Origin of the sequence: Streptomyces sp. NPDC050504 (assembly GCF_044458065.1) — a bacterium.
In the GTDB taxonomy this organism is placed as follows: Bacteria; Actinomycetota; Actinomycetes; order Streptomycetales; family Streptomycetaceae; genus Streptomyces.
In genome coordinates, this window is record NZ_JBITHO010000008.1 from 164,983 (window position 1) to 183,705 (window position 18,723).

Here is an 18,723-nt window from a genome sequence, read left to right on the forward strand (position 1 = left end):
GCCCTTACGGAAGGGCCGGGTGCCCGTCCGTACGGAGCGGCGGGTGATCGTCCGTACGGGGCGCCGGGTGATCGTCCGTACGGAGCGGCGCCCCGCCCCCTGGAATTCGCCGGGTGCGGGGCGGGGCGCCGGTGCGGACGGGCGGACCGTTACGCCTCGTCGGCGGTGCGGCGGCGCAGGCGGGCCGCCGTGAAGCCGCAGAGGGCGAGGGCGGCGAGTGCGCCGAGGCCCGCGGTGGCGGATGCGACGGTGACCGGGGTGTCCGCGTCCGACGCCCGGGGGGCGGTCTTCGGTGCGGCGGCGTCCTTCGCCGCCTGGGCCCCGGGCGCCTGGCCGTAGCCGCCGGCCTTGCCCGACCCCGCGTAGCCGGAGCCCGGGAGCTTGTCGCCGTACGCCTCGGCGACCCGCGTGCGGTACGCGGCGAGCGTGGTGCCGTTCTTGCCGACGGCGCGCACCGCGTCCTCGTCGAGCGGCAGGACCTCGGCGCCCTTGGCGACGTACCAGGCGTTGATCTGCGGCTCGCGGAAGACCGTGCCGCCGGGCAGCTTCGCCGCGCCGAGCGCCGCGTAGCGCGTCTCGTCGTCGCCGGTGGCGATGTTCACGACCTGCCAACCGCCGCCCTGTCGGACCGTCCACAGGGACGCCTTCCGGCCGTCCGCCGCGACCGCCGTACTGGCGTGGAACTGCACGGTGGCGACCGGCGCCCCCGCCTTGCCCGCGACGAAGGCGGGCGAGAGCGTGCGGACGGCGACGGTCTTGCCCGCGATGCGCGGCTTCGCCGCGGAGCGGGCCGGGGCGCTGTTCCCGAGGCTCCCGGCGTCCCCGCCGTCCCTGGCGAAGAAGCGCGAGAGGGTGTCGAGCGTGCCCGGCGCGGAAGCGGCGGCCTCGGGGGTGGGGGCGACCGGGGGTTCGGCGGCCTCGGCCTGCGGGGCGACGCCGAGCAGGACCGTGGCCAGGGCCCCGGTGACGACGGCGGTCGCCGCGACGTGTCGTCTGGTCATCGGTGTCACGCCCCGATCCGGTAGAGCGAGTGGGTCCAGGAGAACTCGTTGTTGTTCACGTACCAGGCGTGGGAGGCCCAGTTGTAGCGGTCGCTGGAGGGCCACGGGTCGCCCCAGTAGACCCAGCTGTTGGCGTCGTCGTACCCGTAGATCACGTGCATGTGGCCGCCGCCGCTCGACCACTGGATGCGGGTCTCTATCGGCCGGTTGGCGTTGATCTCGGTCTGCACCGTGGGGTAGCGGAGCCAGCCGGTGACGTACGAGCCGGGGTTGATGCCCGCCCAGCTCAGACCCGTCTGGACGTTGCCGAGGGTGGCCTGGTTGTTGGGGCACTCGGTGTTCTGGCTGCGGTTGAACGAGGCGTTGCAGAACTGGTTCTGGGAGTAGTTCCTGCCGTAGTACGTGGCGATGGTGTTGCCCGACGCCGCCCAGCACCAGTTGCTCTTCAGCTGCGCCTGCATGGTGATGTTGAGGCGCTTGGCGGCGAGCAGCGAGGGGCCGTCGGCGGACTGGTCCGCGGCGGCGGCGACGGGAGCGGGAGCAGGAGTGGGAGCGGGGGCTGCGGTGGCCGTGTTCGTGGGGATGGCGAACAGGGCCGCGGCCGCGACGGCGGTGAGAGCCAGTCGTCTCGGCCGGATCTTTCGGTTGTGGTGGGGGCGCATCGCGTTCCTCCCTGGCGGGGGGTGGTCGGAGGAGCGCGTCCGGACGCTTGTGGAGGAGCATCGGGTGTTGTCGGGACCAGGTCAACACGCTTCAATGCGGGGTGACGGGCGGATGTGAACGAGGTGGCCCGGGTGTGAATGCTCCGCACTCCCCTACCTGGTCACCCGCCGTCCACGGCCCACCGGCCCGCCGCACGGACGTGAACGTTCACTGAGACGTCTCTGAGGGAGCCCTCATGCCGCACACCGAGGCCGATCTCGCACAGGTGCTGCACACCGGCCCGTTCCACCTGGCGCTGCGCACCGCGCTCGCGGTGCGCGGGCTGCCGCTCCAGCGGGTGCAGCACCATCTCGCCCACCGGGGCGTCAAGGTCGGCGTGACCAGCCTCAGTTACTGGCAGCAGGGCGCGCGGCGGCCCCAGCGCCCCGAGTCGCTGCGCGCGGTGCGCGCCCTGGAGGAGGTCCTGGACCTGCCGGGGAACTCCCTGATCAGGCTGTTGGCGGGCGGTGGGGCGGGCCGCGTCGACGTGGAGCGGCCGGCCGCCCGCTCGTACCGTTCCCTGCTGGAGGCCTCGGGCGCGATCGAGGAGCTGTTCGCGGACCTGGAGACGCCGAGCGACGGCGGTCTGCACACCGTGGGGCACCACGAGCGGGTGCGCATCGGCCCGGAGCGCGAGCTGCTGACCCGCGATTCGCAGCAGGTCGTACGGGCCCACCGCAACGGCGTCGACCGGTACCTGGCGATCCACCGCGGCGACCCCGGGTGCGATCCGGCGCGCGTGCAGGTGCGGGCGGGCGAGAACTGCCGGGCGGGACGGGTGCGCAGGCACCGGGCGACGGGGGTCGTCGTGGCGGAGCTGCTGTTCGACGCGCGGCTGCGGGCCGGGGACACGTACCTCTTCGCGTACGGCTTCGACGACGGCACGGGCGGGGCCAGCGGGGAGTACGTACGCGGGTTCACCTTCGCGGGCGGGCAGTACGTGCTCCAGGTGGCGTTCGACGAGGGCGCGCTGCCGATGCGGTGCAGGCGCTTCGCCCAGGCGTCGACGGTGGCGCCGCGCGGGGCGCGCGCCGATCTGACGCTGAGCGGTCTGCACCGCACCGTGCACCTGGTCGAACAGGGGGTGCGGCCGGGGATCCTGGGGATCGAGTGGGCCTGGGAGTGAGGGGCGCCCGACGAAGGGCAGGGGCCTCGGCGGAGGCAGGGGCACTCGGCGGGGGCAGGGCGGGGTACGGCGCCTGCCCCGCCGTCGGCTACGCCTTCTTCTCGGGCTCCGCCTTCTCGGGGCCCGCGACGAGCTTGCCGCCCTCGACCCGGACCGGCACGGCCGGCAGCGGGACGGTCGCCGGGCCCTTCACGGCCTTGCCGGTCATCACGTCGAAGCGGCTGCCGTGGCAGGGGCAGTTGCCGTGGCCCTCCACGATCTTGTCCAGGGCGCAGCCCGCGTGGGTGCACTGGGCGCTGAACGCCTTGTACTGCCCCTTGGCGGGGCAGCTCACCATGACGCGCTCCTCGCGGTAGAGCTTGGCGCCGCCGACGGGGACCTCGTCGGGCGAGCCGAGCGTCACAGGCGCGGTCGGGGTGGGGCTCTCCGCGTGGCCCAGCTTGGATTCGGTCGAGCAGGCGGCGACCCCCATCCCGGCGGCTCCGGCGAGAGCGGCACCCTTCAGCACGGTGCGGCGGGGAGTGGGCTGGGCGGACATGGGAGCTCCAGTGGTACGCGCGGGGGTTCAGGCACAGGCTCTGAGGTGACAGAAGTGACGATACCGGCGGAGATCCCGCGCCCCGCGTCCGGGCTCGCCCGGCGCCGTCCGCGCCTTCCTGAGCGTGCTCCGCGGCGCCGGGCCCGTGCGCGGCCGCACCTCGTGGCGGACGCCGGACGGGCGGTGGGCCCCCGTGGAACCCACCGCCCGTCCGGCTGTCCGTGCCGCACGGCCCGTCCCCGCGCCACGCGCGCGTCCGGCCCTCGCGCTACGCCTTGCGCACCGCCTTCTTCGCGGCCGTCTTCTTGGCGGGCGCGGCCTTCTTCGCGACCGTCTTGGCGGCCGTGGCCTTCGTCGCCGCGGCCTTCTTGGCGGCTGTCTTGGCGGGCGCCTTGGCGGGCGCCTTCTTCGCCGCCGCCGTGCGCTTCGCGGGCTTGCGCGCCGCGGGCACCGCCGCGTCGCTGACCCGGTCCCCCAGGATCTCCCTGAGGAACTTGCCGGTGTGGCTCGCCGGGACCGCCGCGACCTCCTCGGGCGTGCCCTCGGCGACCACCAGGCCGCCGCCGCTGCCGCCCTCGGGGCCCATGTCGACGACCCAGTCCGCGGTCTTGATGACGTCCAGGTTGTGCTCGATGACGATCACCGAGTTGCCCTTGTCGACCAGCCCGGACAGCACCTTGATCAGCTTCGAGATGTCCTCGAAGTGCAGACCCGTGGTCGGTTCGTCCAGGACGTACACGGTCCGTCCGGTCGAGCGCTTCTGGAGCTCGCTCGCCAGCTTCACGCGCTGCGCCTCGCCGCCCGAGAGCGTCGGGGCGGACTGCCCGAGGCGGACGTACCCGAGCCCCACCTCGTTGAGCGTCTTCAGGTGCCGCGCGATCGTGGGCACCGCCTCGAAGAAGCCCAGGGCCTCCTCGATCGGCATGTCCAGCACCTCGGCGATGGACTTGCCCTTGTAGTGGACCTCCAGGGTCTCCCGGTTGTACCGCGCCCCGTGGCAGACCTCGCACGGGACGTAGACGTCCGGCAGGAAGTTCATCTCGATCTTGATGGTGCCGTCGCCCGAGCAGTTCTCGCAGCGGCCGCCCTTGACGTTGAAGGAGAAGCGCCCGGGGAGGTACCCGCGGACCTTCGCCTCCATGGTCTCCGCGAAGAGCTTGCGGACGTGGTCGAAGACGCCGGTGTACGTCGCCGGGTTGGAGCGCGGCGTGCGGCCGATGGGCGACTGGTCGACGTGCACGACCTTGTCGACGAGGTCGTCGCCGTCCACGCGCGTGTGCCGCCCCGGCACCGACTTGGCGCCGTTCAGCTCGCGCGCCAGGTGGGTGTAGAGGATGTCGTTGACCAGGGTCGACTTGCCCGAGCCCGAGACGCCCGTGACGGCCGTGAGCACGCCGAGCGGGAAGGACACGTCGATGTCCTGGAGGTTGTTCTCACGGGCGCCGTGCACGGTGAGCCGACGGCCCGGGTCGATCGGACGGCGCACGTCGGGCAGGGCGATGGACCGCTTGCCCGAGAGGTACTGCCCGGTCATCGACTCCTCGTTGGTGAGGAGTTCCTTCAACGGGCCGCTGTGCACGACCTTGCCGCCGTGCTCGCCCGCGCCGGGGCCGATGTCCACGACCCAGTCGGAGACCTTGATGGTGTCCTCGTCGTGCTCCACCACGATCAGGGTGTTGCCCATGTCGCGCAGGCGCACCAGGGTCTCGATGAGGCGGTGGTTGTCGCGCTGGTGCAGTCCGATGGACGGCTCGTCCAGTACGTACAGCACGCCGACCAGGCCCGAGCCGATCTGGGTGGCGAGCCGGATGCGCTGGGCCTCGCCGCCGGAGAGGGTGCCGGCCGCGCGGTTGAGCGAGAGGTAGTCGAGGCCGACGTCGACGAGGAAGCGCAGCCGCTCGTTGACCTCCTTGAGGACCCGCTCGGCGATCTTCTTGTCGCGGTCGTTGAGCGTCAGCTCGGCGAGGAAGTCCGCGCACTCGCTGATCGACATCGAGGAGACCTCGGCGATGGACCTGCCCATGACCGTGACCGCGAGGATCAGCGGCTTGAGGCGCGTGCCCTCACAGGTCGGGCAGGGGACCTCACGCATGTACCCCTCGAAGCGCTCCCTGCTGGAGTCGCTCTCGGCCTCGGAGTGCCGCCGCTTGACGAACTGCACGGCGCCTTCGAAGGCGGGGGTGGTGTACGCGCGCTCCCTGCCGTACCTGTTGCGGTACCGCACCTCGGTCTGGATCTTGTGCCCGTACAGCAGGGCCTTCTTGGCGCGCTGCGGCAGGCCCGCCCAGGGGATGTCCGTACGGAACCCGAGGGCCTGGGCGAGGGCGCCGATCAGTCGGCCGAAGTACTCCTTGGTGTGGCCGTGGGACCACGGGTGGATGGCGCCCTCGTCGAGGGACTTCTCCTCGTCGGGGACGATCAGCTCCGGGTCGACCTCCATGCGCGTGCCGATGCCGGTGCAGTCGGGGCAGGCGCCGAAGGGGGAGTTGAAGGAGAAGGAGCGGGGCTCCAGCTCCTCGAAGGAGAGGTCGTCGTGCGGGCAGTACAGGTGCTCGCTGTACATCCGCTCGCGCTCGGGGTCGTCCTCGGCGAGGTCGACGAAGTCGAGCACGACCATGCCGCCGGAGAGGCCGAGGGCCGTCTCCACGGAGTCGGTGAGGCGGCGCTTGGCGCTCTCCTTGACCGTGAGGCGGTCGATGACCACCTCGATGGTGTGCTTCTCCTGCTTCTTCAGCTTGGGCGGCTCGGAGAGCTGGATCGTCTGCCCGTCGACGCGCGCCCTGCTGTACCCCTTGGTCTGGAGGTCGGCGAAGAGGTCGACGAACTCGCCCTTGCGCTCGCGCACGAGCGGCGAAAGGACCTGGAAGCGGCTGCCCTCGGGCAGTTCGAGGACCTTGTCGACGATGGCCTGCGGCGACTGGCGGGCGATCGGGCGGCCGCACTCGGGGCAGTGCGGCTTGCCGATGCGGGCGAAGAGCAGCCGGAGGTAGTCGTAGACCTCGGTGATCGTGCCGACCGTCGAGCGCGGGTTGCGCGAGGTCGACTTCTGGTCGATGGAGACGGCCGGGGAGAGCCCCTCGATGAAGTCGACGTCCGGCTTGTCCATCTGGCCGAGGAACTGGCGGGCGTACGAGGAGAGCGACTCCACGTACCGCCGCTGGCCCTCGGCGAAGATCGTGTCGAACGCGAGCGACGACTTGCCCGACCCGGAGAGCCCGGTGAAGACGATCAGGGAGTCACGCGGGAGGTCGAGCGAGACGTTCTTGAGATTGTGCTCACGAGCGCCACGGACGATGAGACGGTCAGTCACGCCGGTCCGCACCTTTCTGGAGAGAAGCGGGGAAACGCATCCCATGCGGCCCCCTGTCCAGGGTATGGGGGGCCAGTGCATGTCGTAGGTCGTAGATGAAGTCCGCTCCGAGCGTATAGCACGTGCATTCGATTTACGGCTTCGGCAAGACACCTTCACCCGATCGAGTGGCGGCGCTAGGGTCGGCCCCATGATCGATCACGAGCGTGACCTGGCCTCACTCCGCGAAGCTACCGAACGGCTGCTGGCGGCAACCGCAAAACTGGACAACGCCGCCGTCGCCGAAGCGTCACGGCTCCCCGGTTGGAGCAGGGGTCACGTCCTCGCCCACCTCTCCCGCAACGCGGACGCCCTCGTGAACGTCCTCGAAGGCCGCCCCATGTACGTGAGCGCCGAGGCCAGGGACTCCGACATCGAGCGCGACGCCCCCCGGCCGCTCGCCGCGCAGCTCGACGACCTCCGCGCGAGCGACGAGCGCTTCCGCGCGACGGCCGCGGCGCCCGCCGACTGGTCCCGCACGGTCGAGCTGCGCAACGGCGTGACCGACTCGGCGTCCCGCATCCCCTTCCGCCGCCTCGTCGAGGTCGAGCTGCACCACGTGGACCTCGGCGTCGGCTACGAGCCGGAGGACCTGCCGCGGGACTTCGTCCTGCGCGAGATCGACTTCCTGGCGCAGCGCTTCACGGGGAACGCGACCGTCCCCGCGACGGTGCTCACGTCGCTGGAGGGCGACACCTGGACGACTGGGACGCCGGGGACGCCGGAGGGAGACCCGGTCCGGGTCTCGGGCTCGGCCCCTGACCTCATGTCCTGGCTGTCGGGCCGCCGGGACGGCACGGCCCTGCACACGGAGTCCGGCTCTCTGCCGAAGCTCCCGCCGCTGTAGCCGCGCCCTGGGCAACGGGCCTCCGTCCTAGACTGACCCCCATGACGTACAGCGGAGCAGTCTCGGTCGGCGGTCCTGCGGATGTCCACGAACTGGCGGACCTGATGATCTCCAAGGTCGCGGTCGGCCCGATGAACAACAACGCCTACCTCCTGCGCTGCCGGGCGACCGGCGCCCAACTCCTCATCGACGCGGCGAGCGACGCACCGACGCTGCTCACCCTGATCGGCGACGACGGCATCGCCTCCGTCGTGACCACCCACCGCCACGGCGACCACTGGCAGGCCCTCGCCGAGGTGGTCGCCGCGACCGGCGCCCGTACGTACGCGGGCGCGCACGACGCCGAGGGCATCCCGGTGGCCACCGACGTGCTCGTCGAGGACGGCGACACGGTCCGCGTCGGCCGGGTCGAGCTGACGGCCCGCCACTTGGTGGGCCACACTCCGGGCTCCATCGCGCTGGTCTACGACGACCCGCACGGCCACCCCCACCTGTTCACCGGCGACTGCCTGTTCCCCGGCGGGGTCGGCAACACCTGGAAGGACGCGGAGGCGTTCGCCAGCCTTCTGCACGACGTCGAGACCAAGCTCTTCGACCAGTTGCCCGACGAGACCTGGGTCTACCCGGGCCACGGCGACGACACCACCCTCGGCAAGGAGCGGCCGCACCTCCCGGAGTGGCGCGAGCGCGGCTGGTAGCCGCACCGCACCTCGCCGTACTGAACGTGGACCTCGGACACACCGACCCCCAGGTGGTCGTCCCGTACGGTGGGGCGGTTCGGGTGGACGGGCCGGGTCGCCGCATCACCGTGACGTACTGAGGCGGGCGGCGCGCCGAGGCGCACGACGTACTGCGCCACATGGTGACGTACGGGAGTTTTCGGGCGCCGATCATGTGCTTCCGCGCGCTCCCGTAACCGGCCGCCGTTCCGGGTAGTTGGCGCTCCATGCACTCCAGTGACACCGCCCCGACCTCGCCCGATGCCGCCCGTCCCGTCAACATGGCGCGGCTCGCCGCCGCCGCGCTCGCCGGGACGGCCGTCGAGTTCTACGACTTCTTCGTGTACGGGACGGCGGCCGCGCTCGTCCTGGGTCCGCTCTTCTTCCCCACGTTCTCGCCGGTCGCCGGGACCCTCGCCGCTTTCGGCACGTTCGCGATCGGTTTCATCTCACGTCCGCTCGGCTCTGTCCTGTTCGGTCACATCGGTGACCGGCACGGGCGGCGCCCGGTGCTCCTCCTCTCGCTGTTGCTGACCGGCCTCGCGACCGTCGCGGTCGGCTGCGTCCCCTCGTACGACTCGATCGGCATCGCCGCCCCCGTACTGCTGCTGGTGCTGCGCTTCCTCCAGGGGCTCGGGCTCGGCGGCGAGTGGGGCGGCGCCGTGCTGCTCACCGCCGAGCACGCGCCCGAGGGGCGGCGCGGGCTGTGGGCGAGCTTCCCGCAGATCGGCCCGGCCGTCGGCTTCCTGCTGGCCAACGGGGTGATGCTGGCGCTCTCCGCCGGACTGTCCGACGCGCAGTTCCGGGAGTGGGGCTGGCGGGTGCCGTTCTGGGCGGCGGGGCTGCTCGCGGCGGGCGGGCTGCTGCTGCGCGGCTCGCTGGCGGAGTCCCCGCGCTTCCAGGAGATCGAGGAGCCCGCAGAGGTCCCGCTCGCCGAGGTCGTGCGCGGGCACTGGCGGCTGGTGCTGCTGACGGCGGGCGCCCTGGCGGTCGGCTACGCGGTCTTCTACACCGTGTCGACGTGGGCGCTCGCCTACGGGACCGAGCGGCTCGGAGTGAGCCGTACCGTCATGCTGAGCTGCATCATGGCGGCCGTGGCCTGCAAGGCCGCGACGACCCCCGTCTTCGCCCTGCTCGGCGACCGCTACGGGCGGCGCCCGCTCTGTCTGATCGGGTGCGCCGCGTCCGCGCTGTGGACGTTCCCGATGGTGGCGCTGCTGGAGACCGCCCAGCCGCTGCTGATGTTCCTGGGCTTCGTCGGCGCGCTGACCGCCTTCATGTGCATGTTCTCGGTGGTCGCCGCCTATCTTCCGGAGCTGTACGAGCCCCGCGTGCGCTGCACGGGCGCGGCCGTCGGCTACAACCTCGCGGGGGTGCTCGGCGGCGCGCTGACCCCGATCGTGGCGACGGCCGTGTCCGGCGGTTCGGGGCCGCCGTGGGGCGTCGCCGCGTATCTGACCGGGATCGCGCTGCTGAGCCTCGGCTGCTTCGCCCTGCTGCCCGAGACGCTGCCCGCGCGGACGGCGGCCGCGGCGGCGACCGCCTGAACCCGGCGGGGCCGCCCGGGGTGGCCCAGGGCGGCCCGGGGCGGCCCGCGGCGCTACTTCAGCTCGGTCGCCTCGCGGACGTCGCAGTTCGTGAAGAGCGGCTGCCGCGTGCACATGGCGGTCAGCTGCTCGGCCAGCCGCACGGTGTCGGGGGCCGCGTCGTTGCGCGCGGCCTCCTCGGGCGACTCGAACTCGATGAGGATGAGGTAGCGGCGGGGCTGGTTCCGGTCCTGGAGGACGAGGCGGTGCGTCGGTCCGCCCGGCTGTCCCGCGTGGCTCTCGTCGAACTGCTGGATGAGAGCCCGCATCTCGTCGATGCGGTCGGTCTCGAAGTCGATGATCTGCGCGAACTTCACGGGGCCCTCCCCCGGTCCGCCGCGCTCCCGCTGCTCGGGGCGCGCTCACCGTACAAACAAGCACCGGCCGGGGCGGGCGGCAATGGGCCGCACCGCTCCGACCGGTGCACGGGGTCGTGGCGACCCCGTCGTCAGTGCTTCACGCGCCGGGCTCGGCCCCGGGCTCAGGCCTCGACGCTGTCCTTCTTCTCGTCCTGCTCCGCCTGCGCCTGCTTCTTGGAGGCGATGAGGCTGGTGATCGTGGTGATCACGAGGACACCGCAGATGACGGCGAGCGAGACCGGGATGGAGATCTCCGGGACGTTCACGCCGTTCTCGTGCAGGGCGTGCAGCACCAGCTTCACGCCGATGAAGCCGAGGATCACCGACAGGCCGTAGCTGAGGTGGACCAGCTTCCTGAGGAGCCCGCCGATCAGGAAGTACAGCTGGCGCAGACCCATCAGGGCGAACGCGTTGGCCGTGAAGACGATGTACGGGTCCTGGGTGAGGCCGAAGATCGCGGGGATCGAGTCCATCGCGAAGAGCACGTCGGTCATGCCGATGGCGAGCATGACGACGAACAGCGGCGTCATGATCTTCTTGCCGTGCTCCACGACGAAGAGCTTCGTGCCGTGGTACTTGTCGGCGACGCCGAACTTCTTCTCGATGGACTTGAGGATTCGGTTCTCCTCCCAGTCCTCTTCCTCCTCGTCGGCCCGCGCCTCCTGGATGAGCTTCCAGGCGGTGTAGATCAGGAACGCGCCGAAGATGTAGAAGACCCAGGAGAAGCTGGAGATGATCGCGGCGCCGGCGGCGATGAAGATCGCCCGCAGCACGAGCGCGATCAGCACGCCGAAGAGCAGCACGCGCTGCTGGAGGTGCGAGGGCACCGAGAACTTCGCCATGATCAGGATGAAGACGAAGAGGTTGTCGACGCTGAGCGACTTCTCGGTGATGAATCCGGCGAAGAACTCGCCTGACGCCTGGCTGTTGCCGAAGATCAGCAAGCCGAGGCCGAAGAGGACGGCGAGGGCGATCCAGACGACCGTCCAGATGCCCGCCTCCTTGATCGACACGTCATGGGGCTTTCGCCCGATGAAGAAGTCGACCGCGATCAGGGCGCACAGACCGACCACGGTCAGCACCCACAGGGTCATAGAAACGTCCACTTTGCCTCCGGCAATTCGCTACGGCTACTGATCAGCGTCGTCGCTGCCGGAGGTCTCTTCCACCCGAGCGCGCTGGCTGCGCGCCGGGCCGACGCCCCGGGACCGAACGGTCCGTACTGACGGGGTCGCCGCACACGGGAGTACTCCCCTCCGCACAAAGGAGAGTACAGGAACTCCCAAAGAAAGGTAAAGGAAATGGTAAAGCGAACTTCAAGTGCGCAGGTCAGCGCCGCCACGTGCGCCGGGCGTCCGCCACCTGGCGCAACACCTGCCACAGCACCTCGCTGCCCTGCGGCACGAGCGCGGGCTCGAACGTCCAGGCGTGCCCGACCCACGGGTCGGCGAGGTGGTCGTCGGCGACGGGCGTGATGCGCAGCAGCGAACGCCACAGCGGGTCGAGCACGGGCCCGTACGCGCTCGCGTCCTCCCGGTCCGCCACCATCAGCAGGTGCACGCCGACGGCGGGACCCTCGTCCGCGAGGTACCGCAGCTGGGTCACCGCCCGGTCGTCGAAGCCGTGCGGGAAGTCGTTGACGACGAGCAGCTGCTCGGCGGTGTCCAGATCGGGCGGGAGCGCGTCGGAGGCGCGCCCGCGGATCGCCATCTGGACCAGGTCCACCCGCTGCGTGAGCCGGGCGAGGACCGAGGCCACTCCCCCCGCGCCGGTCGCGGGCGGCGCGTCGAGCACCCCCGACCGGACCAGCGGCGCCAGCGCCGGGGCCGCCGAACCGGCCGGGTCGATGACGTGGACGGTGAACTCCCCGGGCGGGTACGCGGCGAGCAGCCGGGCCGCGAGGGCGACGGCGGTCTCCATCGCCAGGGTGCGCAGCCCGCCCTCGTCCAGCATGGCCGCGGCCTCGGACGCCGTGCGCCCGCTGTCGATCCACAGGCCGCGCTCCAGAGGCAGCCGGATCAGCATGGGGATCCGCAGGTCGGCACGCTCGGGCAGGTGCAGGTCGCCGACGCGCAGGGCCATGGGGTTGTCCATCGGGACGCGGTAGCCGTGCCAGACGGGGTTGTCCCAGCGGGCGTACGGGGCGGGCAGCGCGGGCTCCACGACGCCGACCTCCGCCACGAGCTGGGCGGCGTCCCGGTCGAGCGAGGCGCGCGCCTGGTCGACCAGCTGGTCGCGCTTGGTGCGGGCGGCCTCGCGCGCCTGGTCGCCCGTGCCGCCGATGCGGCTGCGCGGGTCGGAGAGGACCCGGTCGAGCTCCTGGTCCATCCGCGACTCGGCGAAGTCGACGGCACTGCGGTACGCGGCGACGGAGCGGGCCAGGTCCTCGAACATCCCCCAGACCTGGTTGTACAGCCGCTCCTCCATGGACCAGCCGGTGGCGTCACCGGCGACGGGGGTGGGGTGCTGGCCGGGCGGCGCGGCCGGGGGCGGCGGCGGGGGCGCGGAGGTCTGGCGGCGGGGGTGCGCGTAGTTGACCGGGCCGCCGGTGCCGGGGCCCGCGCCGGGGCTCGTCGGTGGGGTGGCCGGGGCGGTGGGCGCCGTGTGCGGGCCCTGCGGGGGCGTTCCCGGGGACGTCGACGCCGTGGGCGGGGGCGCGGGCTGGGTGGCGGAGGGCTGCGGGGGCGTCGGTTGCGGGGGCGTCGGCTGGGGGGAGGGGGGCTGCGGGGCCGCGGCCGGGTGGTGGCCCGTCGGGGCGGTGTGGCGGACCCGGTCACCGTCCTGGGTGCGCGGCGGGGGCGCGGAGACCGAGCGGGCCATGCCCCGGGCGACGGCCTCCTGGATGGTCCCGGCGAGTTCACCCGCCCGCTCCAGGCCGCGGTCGGCGAGCATCTCGGCGAGACCGCCCGCGTACCCCTGGCCCACGGCGCGCACCTTCCAGGCTCCCTGCCTGCGGTAGAGCTCCAGGGCGGTCACCGCGGACTCGCTGTCGAGGCCGGTGATCGTGTAGCTGGCGACCTCGGAGCCGTCGAGCCCCGTGACGGCGACGAAGGGCGCGGCGACGGCGCCGAACCTGGCGGGGCCGCCCACGCCGGTCGGGAGCGCGAGGAGCACGGTCACCCGGTGCACGTCCGCGGGCAGCGCGTCCAGGTCGACGGCGAGGCGGTGGTCGGCCGCGGCCTGCTTGGAGACCTCGAGTCCGGGCAGTTGGGGCGACGCGGGGTGGGCGATCCACTCCGCGGAGCGCACCAGGCCCGTCTCGTCGCCGAGGGTGGCCCCGGCCACGACCGGCTTGCCGGCCGATACCCGGATCTCCAGACGGGTCTGGGGCAAGGTGTGGTTCTGCCCCCGGACCAGCTCGGCCGTCATTGCCCTGTCCCCTCGTCGCCGTGTGCGCGGTGCGGTCGCCGTGTGCCGTACGTGCGGTACTGCGATGCGGTGCAGCTCCCGGCGGCGCATCGCCTCCGGGAGCTGCACGTACTGCTTCTGTTGCCCGTGCCGTCCGCCGCCCGTGGACCCTGCTGTGTTCGCGGGCGCGCGGAATCCGCCTACAGGTGCGGCAGGATCGACGGCATCAGGTCCTGGAAGGTGCGGCCGTTGGCGGGGTTGCCGAGGGCCGTCATCTGCCAGCCGCTGCCCGCGCGGTGGACCTTCGCCATGATCTGGGCGGTGTACTGGCCGCCGCCGTCGAGCGTGTAGCGGGCCAGCTCCTGGCCGTTGGTCTCGTCGACGATGCGGCAGAAGGCGTTCTGCACCTCTTGGAACGTCTGGCCGGTGAAGGAGTTCACCGTGAAGACGATCTGGTCGATGTGGACCGGGACCCGCTGGAGGTCCACCAGGATCGCCTCGTCGTCGCCGCCCTGTCCGGCGCCGCCGACCAGGTTGTCGCCGGTGTGCCGCACCGAGCCGTCGTCGCTGGTGAGGTGGCGGAAGAACACCACGTCCACCGGCTGCTTGTCGGCGAACAGCACGGCCGAGGCGTCCAGGTCGATCTCACGGGTGCGCGAACCGAACAGGCCGCGACGCGGAGCCGCCTGCCAGCCGAGACCCATCCGCACCGCCGTCAGGGTCCCCCCGTCGCTCTTCTGCAGGCTGATGGCCTGACCCTTGGTCATGTTGACCGTCACGCGCTGTCCCCTCTCCCGTCATGCCCCGCACACCGTCGGTGAGTGCGGTTGTCCCGCACCCTACGCAGTCCCGTCCACCGCGCAGCACCGTGGGGCCGTTTTTGTGTCGGTCTTGCAACACAGCAGGTGCGCCGCGTCAGGCGAGCCCCGCCTCACGCATCTGCCGTAGTTCCTTCTTCAACTCGCCCACCTCGTCGCGCAACCTGGCGGCCACCTCGAACTGCAGGTCCGCGGCGGCGGCGCGCATGCGGTCCGTCATCTCCTCGATGATCCCGGCCAGTTCGGTCGCGGGCCGGTCGGTGACCAGCTCGCCGGCCTTGGCGCCCTTGCCCCTGCCCGCCGTCTTGCCCACCTTGCCGAGCGCGGGGACCGGGGCCTTGGCGCCCTTCTCGCCCTTCGCCGGCCTGCGGTAGTCGGTGCCGAGCAGTTCCTCGGTGTCGACCTCCTCGCGCGCGATGGTGGCGACGATGTCGTTGATCTTCTTGCGCAGGGGCTGCGGGTCGATCCCCTTCTCCTTGTTGTACGCGACCTGCTTCTCCCGGCGGCGGTTGGTCTCGTCGATGGCCTGGGCCATGGCCGGGGTGACGGTGTCGGCGTACATGTGGACCTGGCCGGAGACGTTGCGCGCCGCGCGGCCGATGGTCTGGATCAGTGAGGTGCCCGAGCGCAGGAAGCCCTGCTTGTCGGCGTCGAGGATGGCGACCAGGGAGACCTCGGGGAGGTCCAGGCCCTCGCGCAGGAGGTTGATGCCGACCAGTACGTCGTACTCGCCCGCGCGCAGCTCGCGCAGCAGCTCGATGCGGCGCAGCGTGTCGACGTCGCTGTGCAGGTAGCGGACCTGGATGCCGAGCTCCAGGAAGTAGTCGGTGAGGTCCTCCGCCATCTTCTTGGTGAGGGTGGTGACCAGGACGCGCTCGTCCTTCTCGGTGCGGGTGCGGATCTCGTGCACCAGGTCGTCGATCTGGCCCTCGGTGGGCTTGACCACGACCTCGGGGTCGACCAGTCCCGTGGGGCGGATGATCTGCTCCACGAAGCCGTCGCCCCGGGAGAGTTCGTACTTGCCGGGGGTCGCCGAGAGGTAGACGGTCTGGCCGATGCGCTCCTGGAACTCCTCCCACTTCAGCGGGCGGTTGTCGAGCGCGGACGGCAGCCGGAAGCCGTGGTCGACCAGGGTCCGCTTGCGGGAGGCGTCGCCCTCGTACATCGCGCCGATCTGCGGCACCGTGACGTGCGACTCGTCGATGACGAGCAGGAAGTCCTCGGGGAAGTAGTCGAGGAGGGTGTTGGGGGCGCTGCCGGGCTCGCGGTCGTCGAAGTGCATCGAGTAGTTCTCGATGCCCGAGCAGGAGCCGATCTGGCGGAGCATCTCGATGTCGTAGGTGGTGCGCATCCGCAGCCGCTGGGACTCCAGGACCTTGCCCTGCTTGTCCAGCTCGGCCAGGCGCTCCTCCAGCTCCTTCTCGATGCCGTTGACCGCCTTCTCCAGGCGCTCGGGGCCCGCGACGTAGTGGCTGGCGGGGAAGACGTACAGCTCCTGGTCCTCGCTGATCACCTCGCCGGTGATCGGGTGGAGCGTGGAGAGCGCCTCGATCTCGTCGCCGAACATCTCGATCCGGACGGCCAGTTCCTCGTAGACCGGGAAGATCTCGACGGTGTCGCCCCTGACCCGGAAGGTGCCGCGGGTGAACGCCAGGTCGTTGCGGGTGTACTGGATGTCGACGAAGCGGCGCAGCAGGGCGTCGCGGTCGTACTCCTGGCCGACCTTGAGCGGCACCATGCGGTCGACGTACTCCTGGGGCGTGCCGAGGCCGTAGATGCAGGAGACGGAGGCGACCACGACGACGTCGCGCCGGGTGAGCAGGGAGTTCGTCGCGGAGTGGCGCAGCCGCTCGACCTCCTCGTTGATCGAGGAGTCCTTCTCGATGTAGGTGTCCGACTGCGGGACGTACGCCTCGGGCTGGTAGTAGTCGTAGTACGAGACGAAGTACTCGACCGCGTTGTTCGGCAGGAGCTCCCGGAACTCGTTGGCCAGCTGGGCCGCGAGGGTCTTGTTCGGCGCCATCACCAGGGTCGGGCGCTGGAGCTTCTCGATCATCCAGGCCGTGGTCGCCGACTTTCCGGTGCCGGTCGCACCGAGGAGGACGACGTCCTTCTCACCCGCACGAATGCGGCGCTCCAGCTCGGCGATGGCCGCGGGCTGGTCACCGCTGGGCTGGAAGGGGCTGACGACCTCAATGGGCGCCACCGAACGTTCGATCTTGGAAACGGGCCGCATGGAACCACCGTACGGCCCCCCACTGACAACCGGGGTGCTTCACCGCTTCCGCGGGGGCCGCTGGGCCGTCCGGTCGGCGGGCCAGGTGCTGTTCCAGACGTCGTGTCCTGCGGCCTGCCAGTCGGCCGGGGCGCGGCGCCGCTGGGCCGGTATGCCCGGTGCGTTCCGCGCCGCGCGCTCCTTGTCCTGGCCGCCGAGCACCACGAGCGGGTCGAGCATCACCACGACGCCCGCGAGGAGCAGGAAGACGGCGGGACCGATCAGCATCGGGATCAGGACCGAGACGGGGCCGTCCCCCGCGGGGGCCGCGTCCTGCCCCGCGTGGAGCCGTACGCTCACCGCCGCCATGCCCGTGTAGTGCATGCCGCTCACCGCGACCCCCATCACCAGGCTGGCGCCCAGGCTCGCCAGGAAGCCGCTGACGGAGACGGCGGCCCAGAGCGCGGTGGTCGCGGCGACCACCGCGATCACCACGGAGAGCGCGACGGTCGGCGAGTCGTACTCCAGGCGGCCGTGCAGCCGCATTCCGGCCATGCCGAGGTAGTGCATGGACGCGATGCCGAGGCCGGTGATGGTGCCGCCGGTGATCAGGGCCAGCGGTGTGGCGCCCCGGTGGCCGACGATGAAGATCCCGATGCCGACCATGACGATCGCGACGCCCAGGCTGGCGAAGGTGACCGGCCGGTCGTAGCCGACCGGGCTCTCCTCGACGGTGAAGCCCGTCATGGCGATGAAGTGCATGGTCCAGATGCCGGAGCCGATCGCGACCGCGCCCAGTGCCAGCCAGCCCGATCTGAACGAGCCGCCCGCGCGCAGGGACCGAAGGGTGCAGCGCAGCCCCAGCGCGCCGCCCAGACAGGCCATCAGGTAGGCCGCCACCGGGGTGACGAGGCCGTAGCTGAACCCGTCGACAGTTCCATGCATCCTGGTTAGCCCTCCGCGGAAGCCCTGGTTCTGGGTGACTTTAAGGCGAGACGCGCGGCCAGCAAATATGCGAGCGGTAATTCTTCGGCACGAAGCCGCCGGTACGGGCCCCACCGGCCGGAACGCCAAGCGGCGGCCACCGGACGGCGCCGTTCACTTCGTGGCCGTCCTTCGCCTGTTCGCCGTTGGTCGCGGGCTGCGAGCCTCGGCCCGTCCACGATCTCTTGAGTCGAGGAGTCCCCCTGTGAACACACGCGCCGCAGCCGTCGCGTCCGCCGCTCTGCTCTCCGCGACCGCACTGCTCCTGCCGGGCACCGCACAGGCCGCCGACCGCTCCGCGGGGGCGCCCGACCCGTCGGCCGGTGCGGCCGCTCCCGCGGGCCACCGCGGGGCGCCGACCGTCTTCGCCCACAGGGGCGCCTCCGCGTACGCCCCCGAGAACACCATCGCGGCCATCGACAAGGCCGACGACCTGGGCTTCGACTGGGTCGAGAACGACGTCCAGCGCACCAAGGACGGCGAACTGGTGGTCGTCCACGACACCGACCTGAAGCGCACCACCGACGTCGAGCAGGTCTTCCCCGACCGTGCCCCCTGGAAGGTCAAGGACTTCACCGCGGCCGAGATGGCCCGGCTGGACGCGGGCAGCTGGTTCGGCCCCGCCTTCGCGGGCGCGCGCGTGCCGACGCTCAAGCAGTACCTGCGGGGCGTGGACGCCAACCACCAGAAGCTGCTCCTGGAGATCAAGGCCCCCGAGCTGTACCCGGGCATCGAGCGCGACACCCTGCGGGTGCTGCGCGAGGCGGGCTGGCTCAAGCGCGGGCACGTCAAGCACCGGCTGGTCGTGCAGAGCTTCAGCGCGGCCAGCGTGCGGGCCGTGCACCAGCAGCGGCCCGACGTCACCACCGGCTTCCTCGGCACTCCCGCGATCGCCGACCTGCCTTCGTACGCGGCGTACACCGACCAGATCAACCCGTCGAACACGACGATCTCGGCGGAGTACGTCCGGGCCGTCCACGCTCTGAAGGGCGCCCACGGCAAGCGGCTGCGGGTGAACACCTGGACCGTCAACGACGCGGCGAACGCGCGGCGCGTGCAGGGGTACGGCGTCGACGGGATCATCACCAACAACCCCGACGTCGTGCGGGACGCCACCGGCCGCTGAGCTCG

The 18,723-nt window shown here is 71.5% G+C and carries 15 protein-coding genes and 1 pseudogene; 6 read left to right on the top strand and 10 right to left on the bottom strand.

What is annotated here, in order from left to right; all coding sequences use genetic code 11:
- Positions 1–149 precede the first annotated feature (149 nt).
- Both ACIBNE_RS28935 and ACIBNE_RS28940 read right to left on the bottom strand, forming a co-directional pair.
- Complete coding sequence (locus ACIBNE_RS28935; protein ID WP_399276617.1) at positions 150–1,010, bottom strand: hypothetical protein; 861 nt, start codon at positions 1,008–1,010, stop codon at positions 150–152.
- Positions 1,007–1,663, bottom strand: coding sequence for a papain-like cysteine protease family protein (locus tag ACIBNE_RS28940; RefSeq protein ID WP_399276619.1), 657 nt, complete (start codon positions 1,661–1,663; stop codon positions 1,007–1,009). The genes ACIBNE_RS28935 and ACIBNE_RS28940 overlap by 4 nt, the downstream gene beginning before the upstream one ends.
- A 236-nt stretch (positions 1,664–1,899) precedes the next feature.
- Between ACIBNE_RS28940 and ACIBNE_RS28945 the strand changes: the two genes are divergently transcribed.
- Positions 1,900–2,829 carry a hypothetical protein gene (locus tag ACIBNE_RS28945; protein WP_399276621.1) on the top strand — a complete coding sequence of 310 codons (930 nt, stop codon included), beginning with the start codon at positions 1,900–1,902 and terminating at the stop codon, positions 2,827–2,829.
- Positions 2,830–2,917: 88 nt separating this feature from the next.
- On the opposite strand, the gene ACIBNE_RS28950 is transcribed toward ACIBNE_RS28945, so the two are convergent.
- A complete protein-coding gene (locus ACIBNE_RS28950; RefSeq protein WP_399276623.1) occupies positions 2,918–3,367 on the bottom strand; it encodes a Rieske (2Fe-2S) protein in 450 nt (149 codons plus the stop codon).
- Positions 3,368–3,635: 268 nt separating this feature from the next.
- Positions 3,636–6,677, bottom strand: a complete 3,042-nt coding sequence (uvrA, locus tag ACIBNE_RS28955; protein ID WP_399276625.1) for an excinuclease ABC subunit UvrA — start codon at positions 6,675–6,677, stop codon at positions 3,636–3,638.
- 190 nt (positions 6,678–6,867) lie between these two features.
- Here uvrA and ACIBNE_RS28960 point away from each other — a divergent pair, with 190 nt between their 5' ends.
- The 4 genes and pseudogenes from ACIBNE_RS28960 to ACIBNE_RS28975 all read left to right on the top strand — a co-directional run bounded on the left by ACIBNE_RS28960 (position 6,868) and on the right by ACIBNE_RS28975 (position 9,829).
- The gene (locus ACIBNE_RS28960) at positions 6,868–7,563 is read left to right on the top strand and encodes a maleylpyruvate isomerase family mycothiol-dependent enzyme (RefSeq protein WP_399276627.1); all 696 of its coding nucleotides are present in this window, start codon (positions 6,868–6,870) and stop codon (positions 7,561–7,563) included.
- 41 nt (positions 7,564–7,604) lie between these two features.
- Complete coding sequence (locus ACIBNE_RS28965) at positions 7,605–8,261, top strand: MBL fold metallo-hydrolase (RefSeq protein WP_399276630.1); 657 nt, start codon at positions 7,605–7,607, stop codon at positions 8,259–8,261.
- Positions 8,240–8,383: pseudogene (locus ACIBNE_RS28970) on the top strand (LD-carboxypeptidase); the annotation flags it as partial. The gene ACIBNE_RS28965 and the pseudogene ACIBNE_RS28970, both read left to right, overlap by 22 nt.
- Before the next feature lie 180 nt (positions 8,384–8,563).
- On the top strand, positions 8,564–9,829 hold the full coding sequence (locus tag ACIBNE_RS28975; RefSeq protein ID WP_399277161.1) for an MFS transporter: 1,266 nt from the start codon (positions 8,564–8,566) through the stop codon (positions 9,827–9,829).
- Positions 9,830–9,882: 53 nt separating this feature from the next.
- Here the strand turns inward: ACIBNE_RS28975 and ACIBNE_RS28980 are convergent, their stop codons facing one another.
- From ACIBNE_RS28980 to ACIBNE_RS29005, 6 genes are all read right to left on the bottom strand, one after another.
- Positions 9,883–10,185 carry a hypothetical protein gene (locus ACIBNE_RS28980; protein WP_399276632.1) on the bottom strand — a complete coding sequence of 101 codons (303 nt, stop codon included), beginning with the start codon at positions 10,183–10,185 and terminating at the stop codon, positions 9,883–9,885.
- 164 nt (positions 10,186–10,349) lie between these two features.
- A complete protein-coding gene (locus tag ACIBNE_RS28985; protein ID WP_399276634.1) occupies positions 10,350–11,333 on the bottom strand; it encodes a TerC family protein in 984 nt (327 codons plus the stop codon).
- A gap of 223 nt (positions 11,334–11,556) precedes the next feature.
- Positions 11,557–13,596: a TerD family protein gene (locus tag ACIBNE_RS28990; protein WP_399276636.1), complete on the bottom strand. Its 2,040-nt coding sequence runs from the start codon at positions 13,594–13,596 to the stop codon at positions 11,557–11,559.
- Positions 13,597–13,775: 179 nt separating this feature from the next.
- Positions 13,776–14,354, bottom strand: coding sequence for a TerD family protein (locus tag ACIBNE_RS28995; protein ID WP_399276638.1), 579 nt, complete (start codon positions 14,352–14,354; stop codon positions 13,776–13,778).
- Positions 14,355–14,490: 136 nt separating this feature from the next.
- Complete coding sequence (gene uvrB, locus ACIBNE_RS29000) at positions 14,491–16,629, bottom strand: excinuclease ABC subunit UvrB (RefSeq protein WP_399276640.1); 2,139 nt, start codon at positions 16,627–16,629, stop codon at positions 14,491–14,493.
- Positions 16,630–16,668: 39 nt separating this feature from the next.
- A complete protein-coding gene (locus ACIBNE_RS29005; RefSeq protein WP_399276642.1) occupies positions 16,669–17,553 on the bottom strand; it encodes an MHYT domain-containing protein in 885 nt (294 codons plus the stop codon).
- A gap of 244 nt (positions 17,554–17,797) precedes the next feature.
- On the opposite strand from ACIBNE_RS29005, the gene ACIBNE_RS29010 reads away from it, so the two are divergent.
- The gene (locus ACIBNE_RS29010; protein ID WP_399276644.1) at positions 17,798–18,718 is read left to right on the top strand and encodes a glycerophosphodiester phosphodiesterase; all 921 of its coding nucleotides are present in this window, start codon (positions 17,798–17,800) and stop codon (positions 18,716–18,718) included.
- The last annotated feature ends 5 nt before the right edge of the window (positions 18,719–18,723 follow it).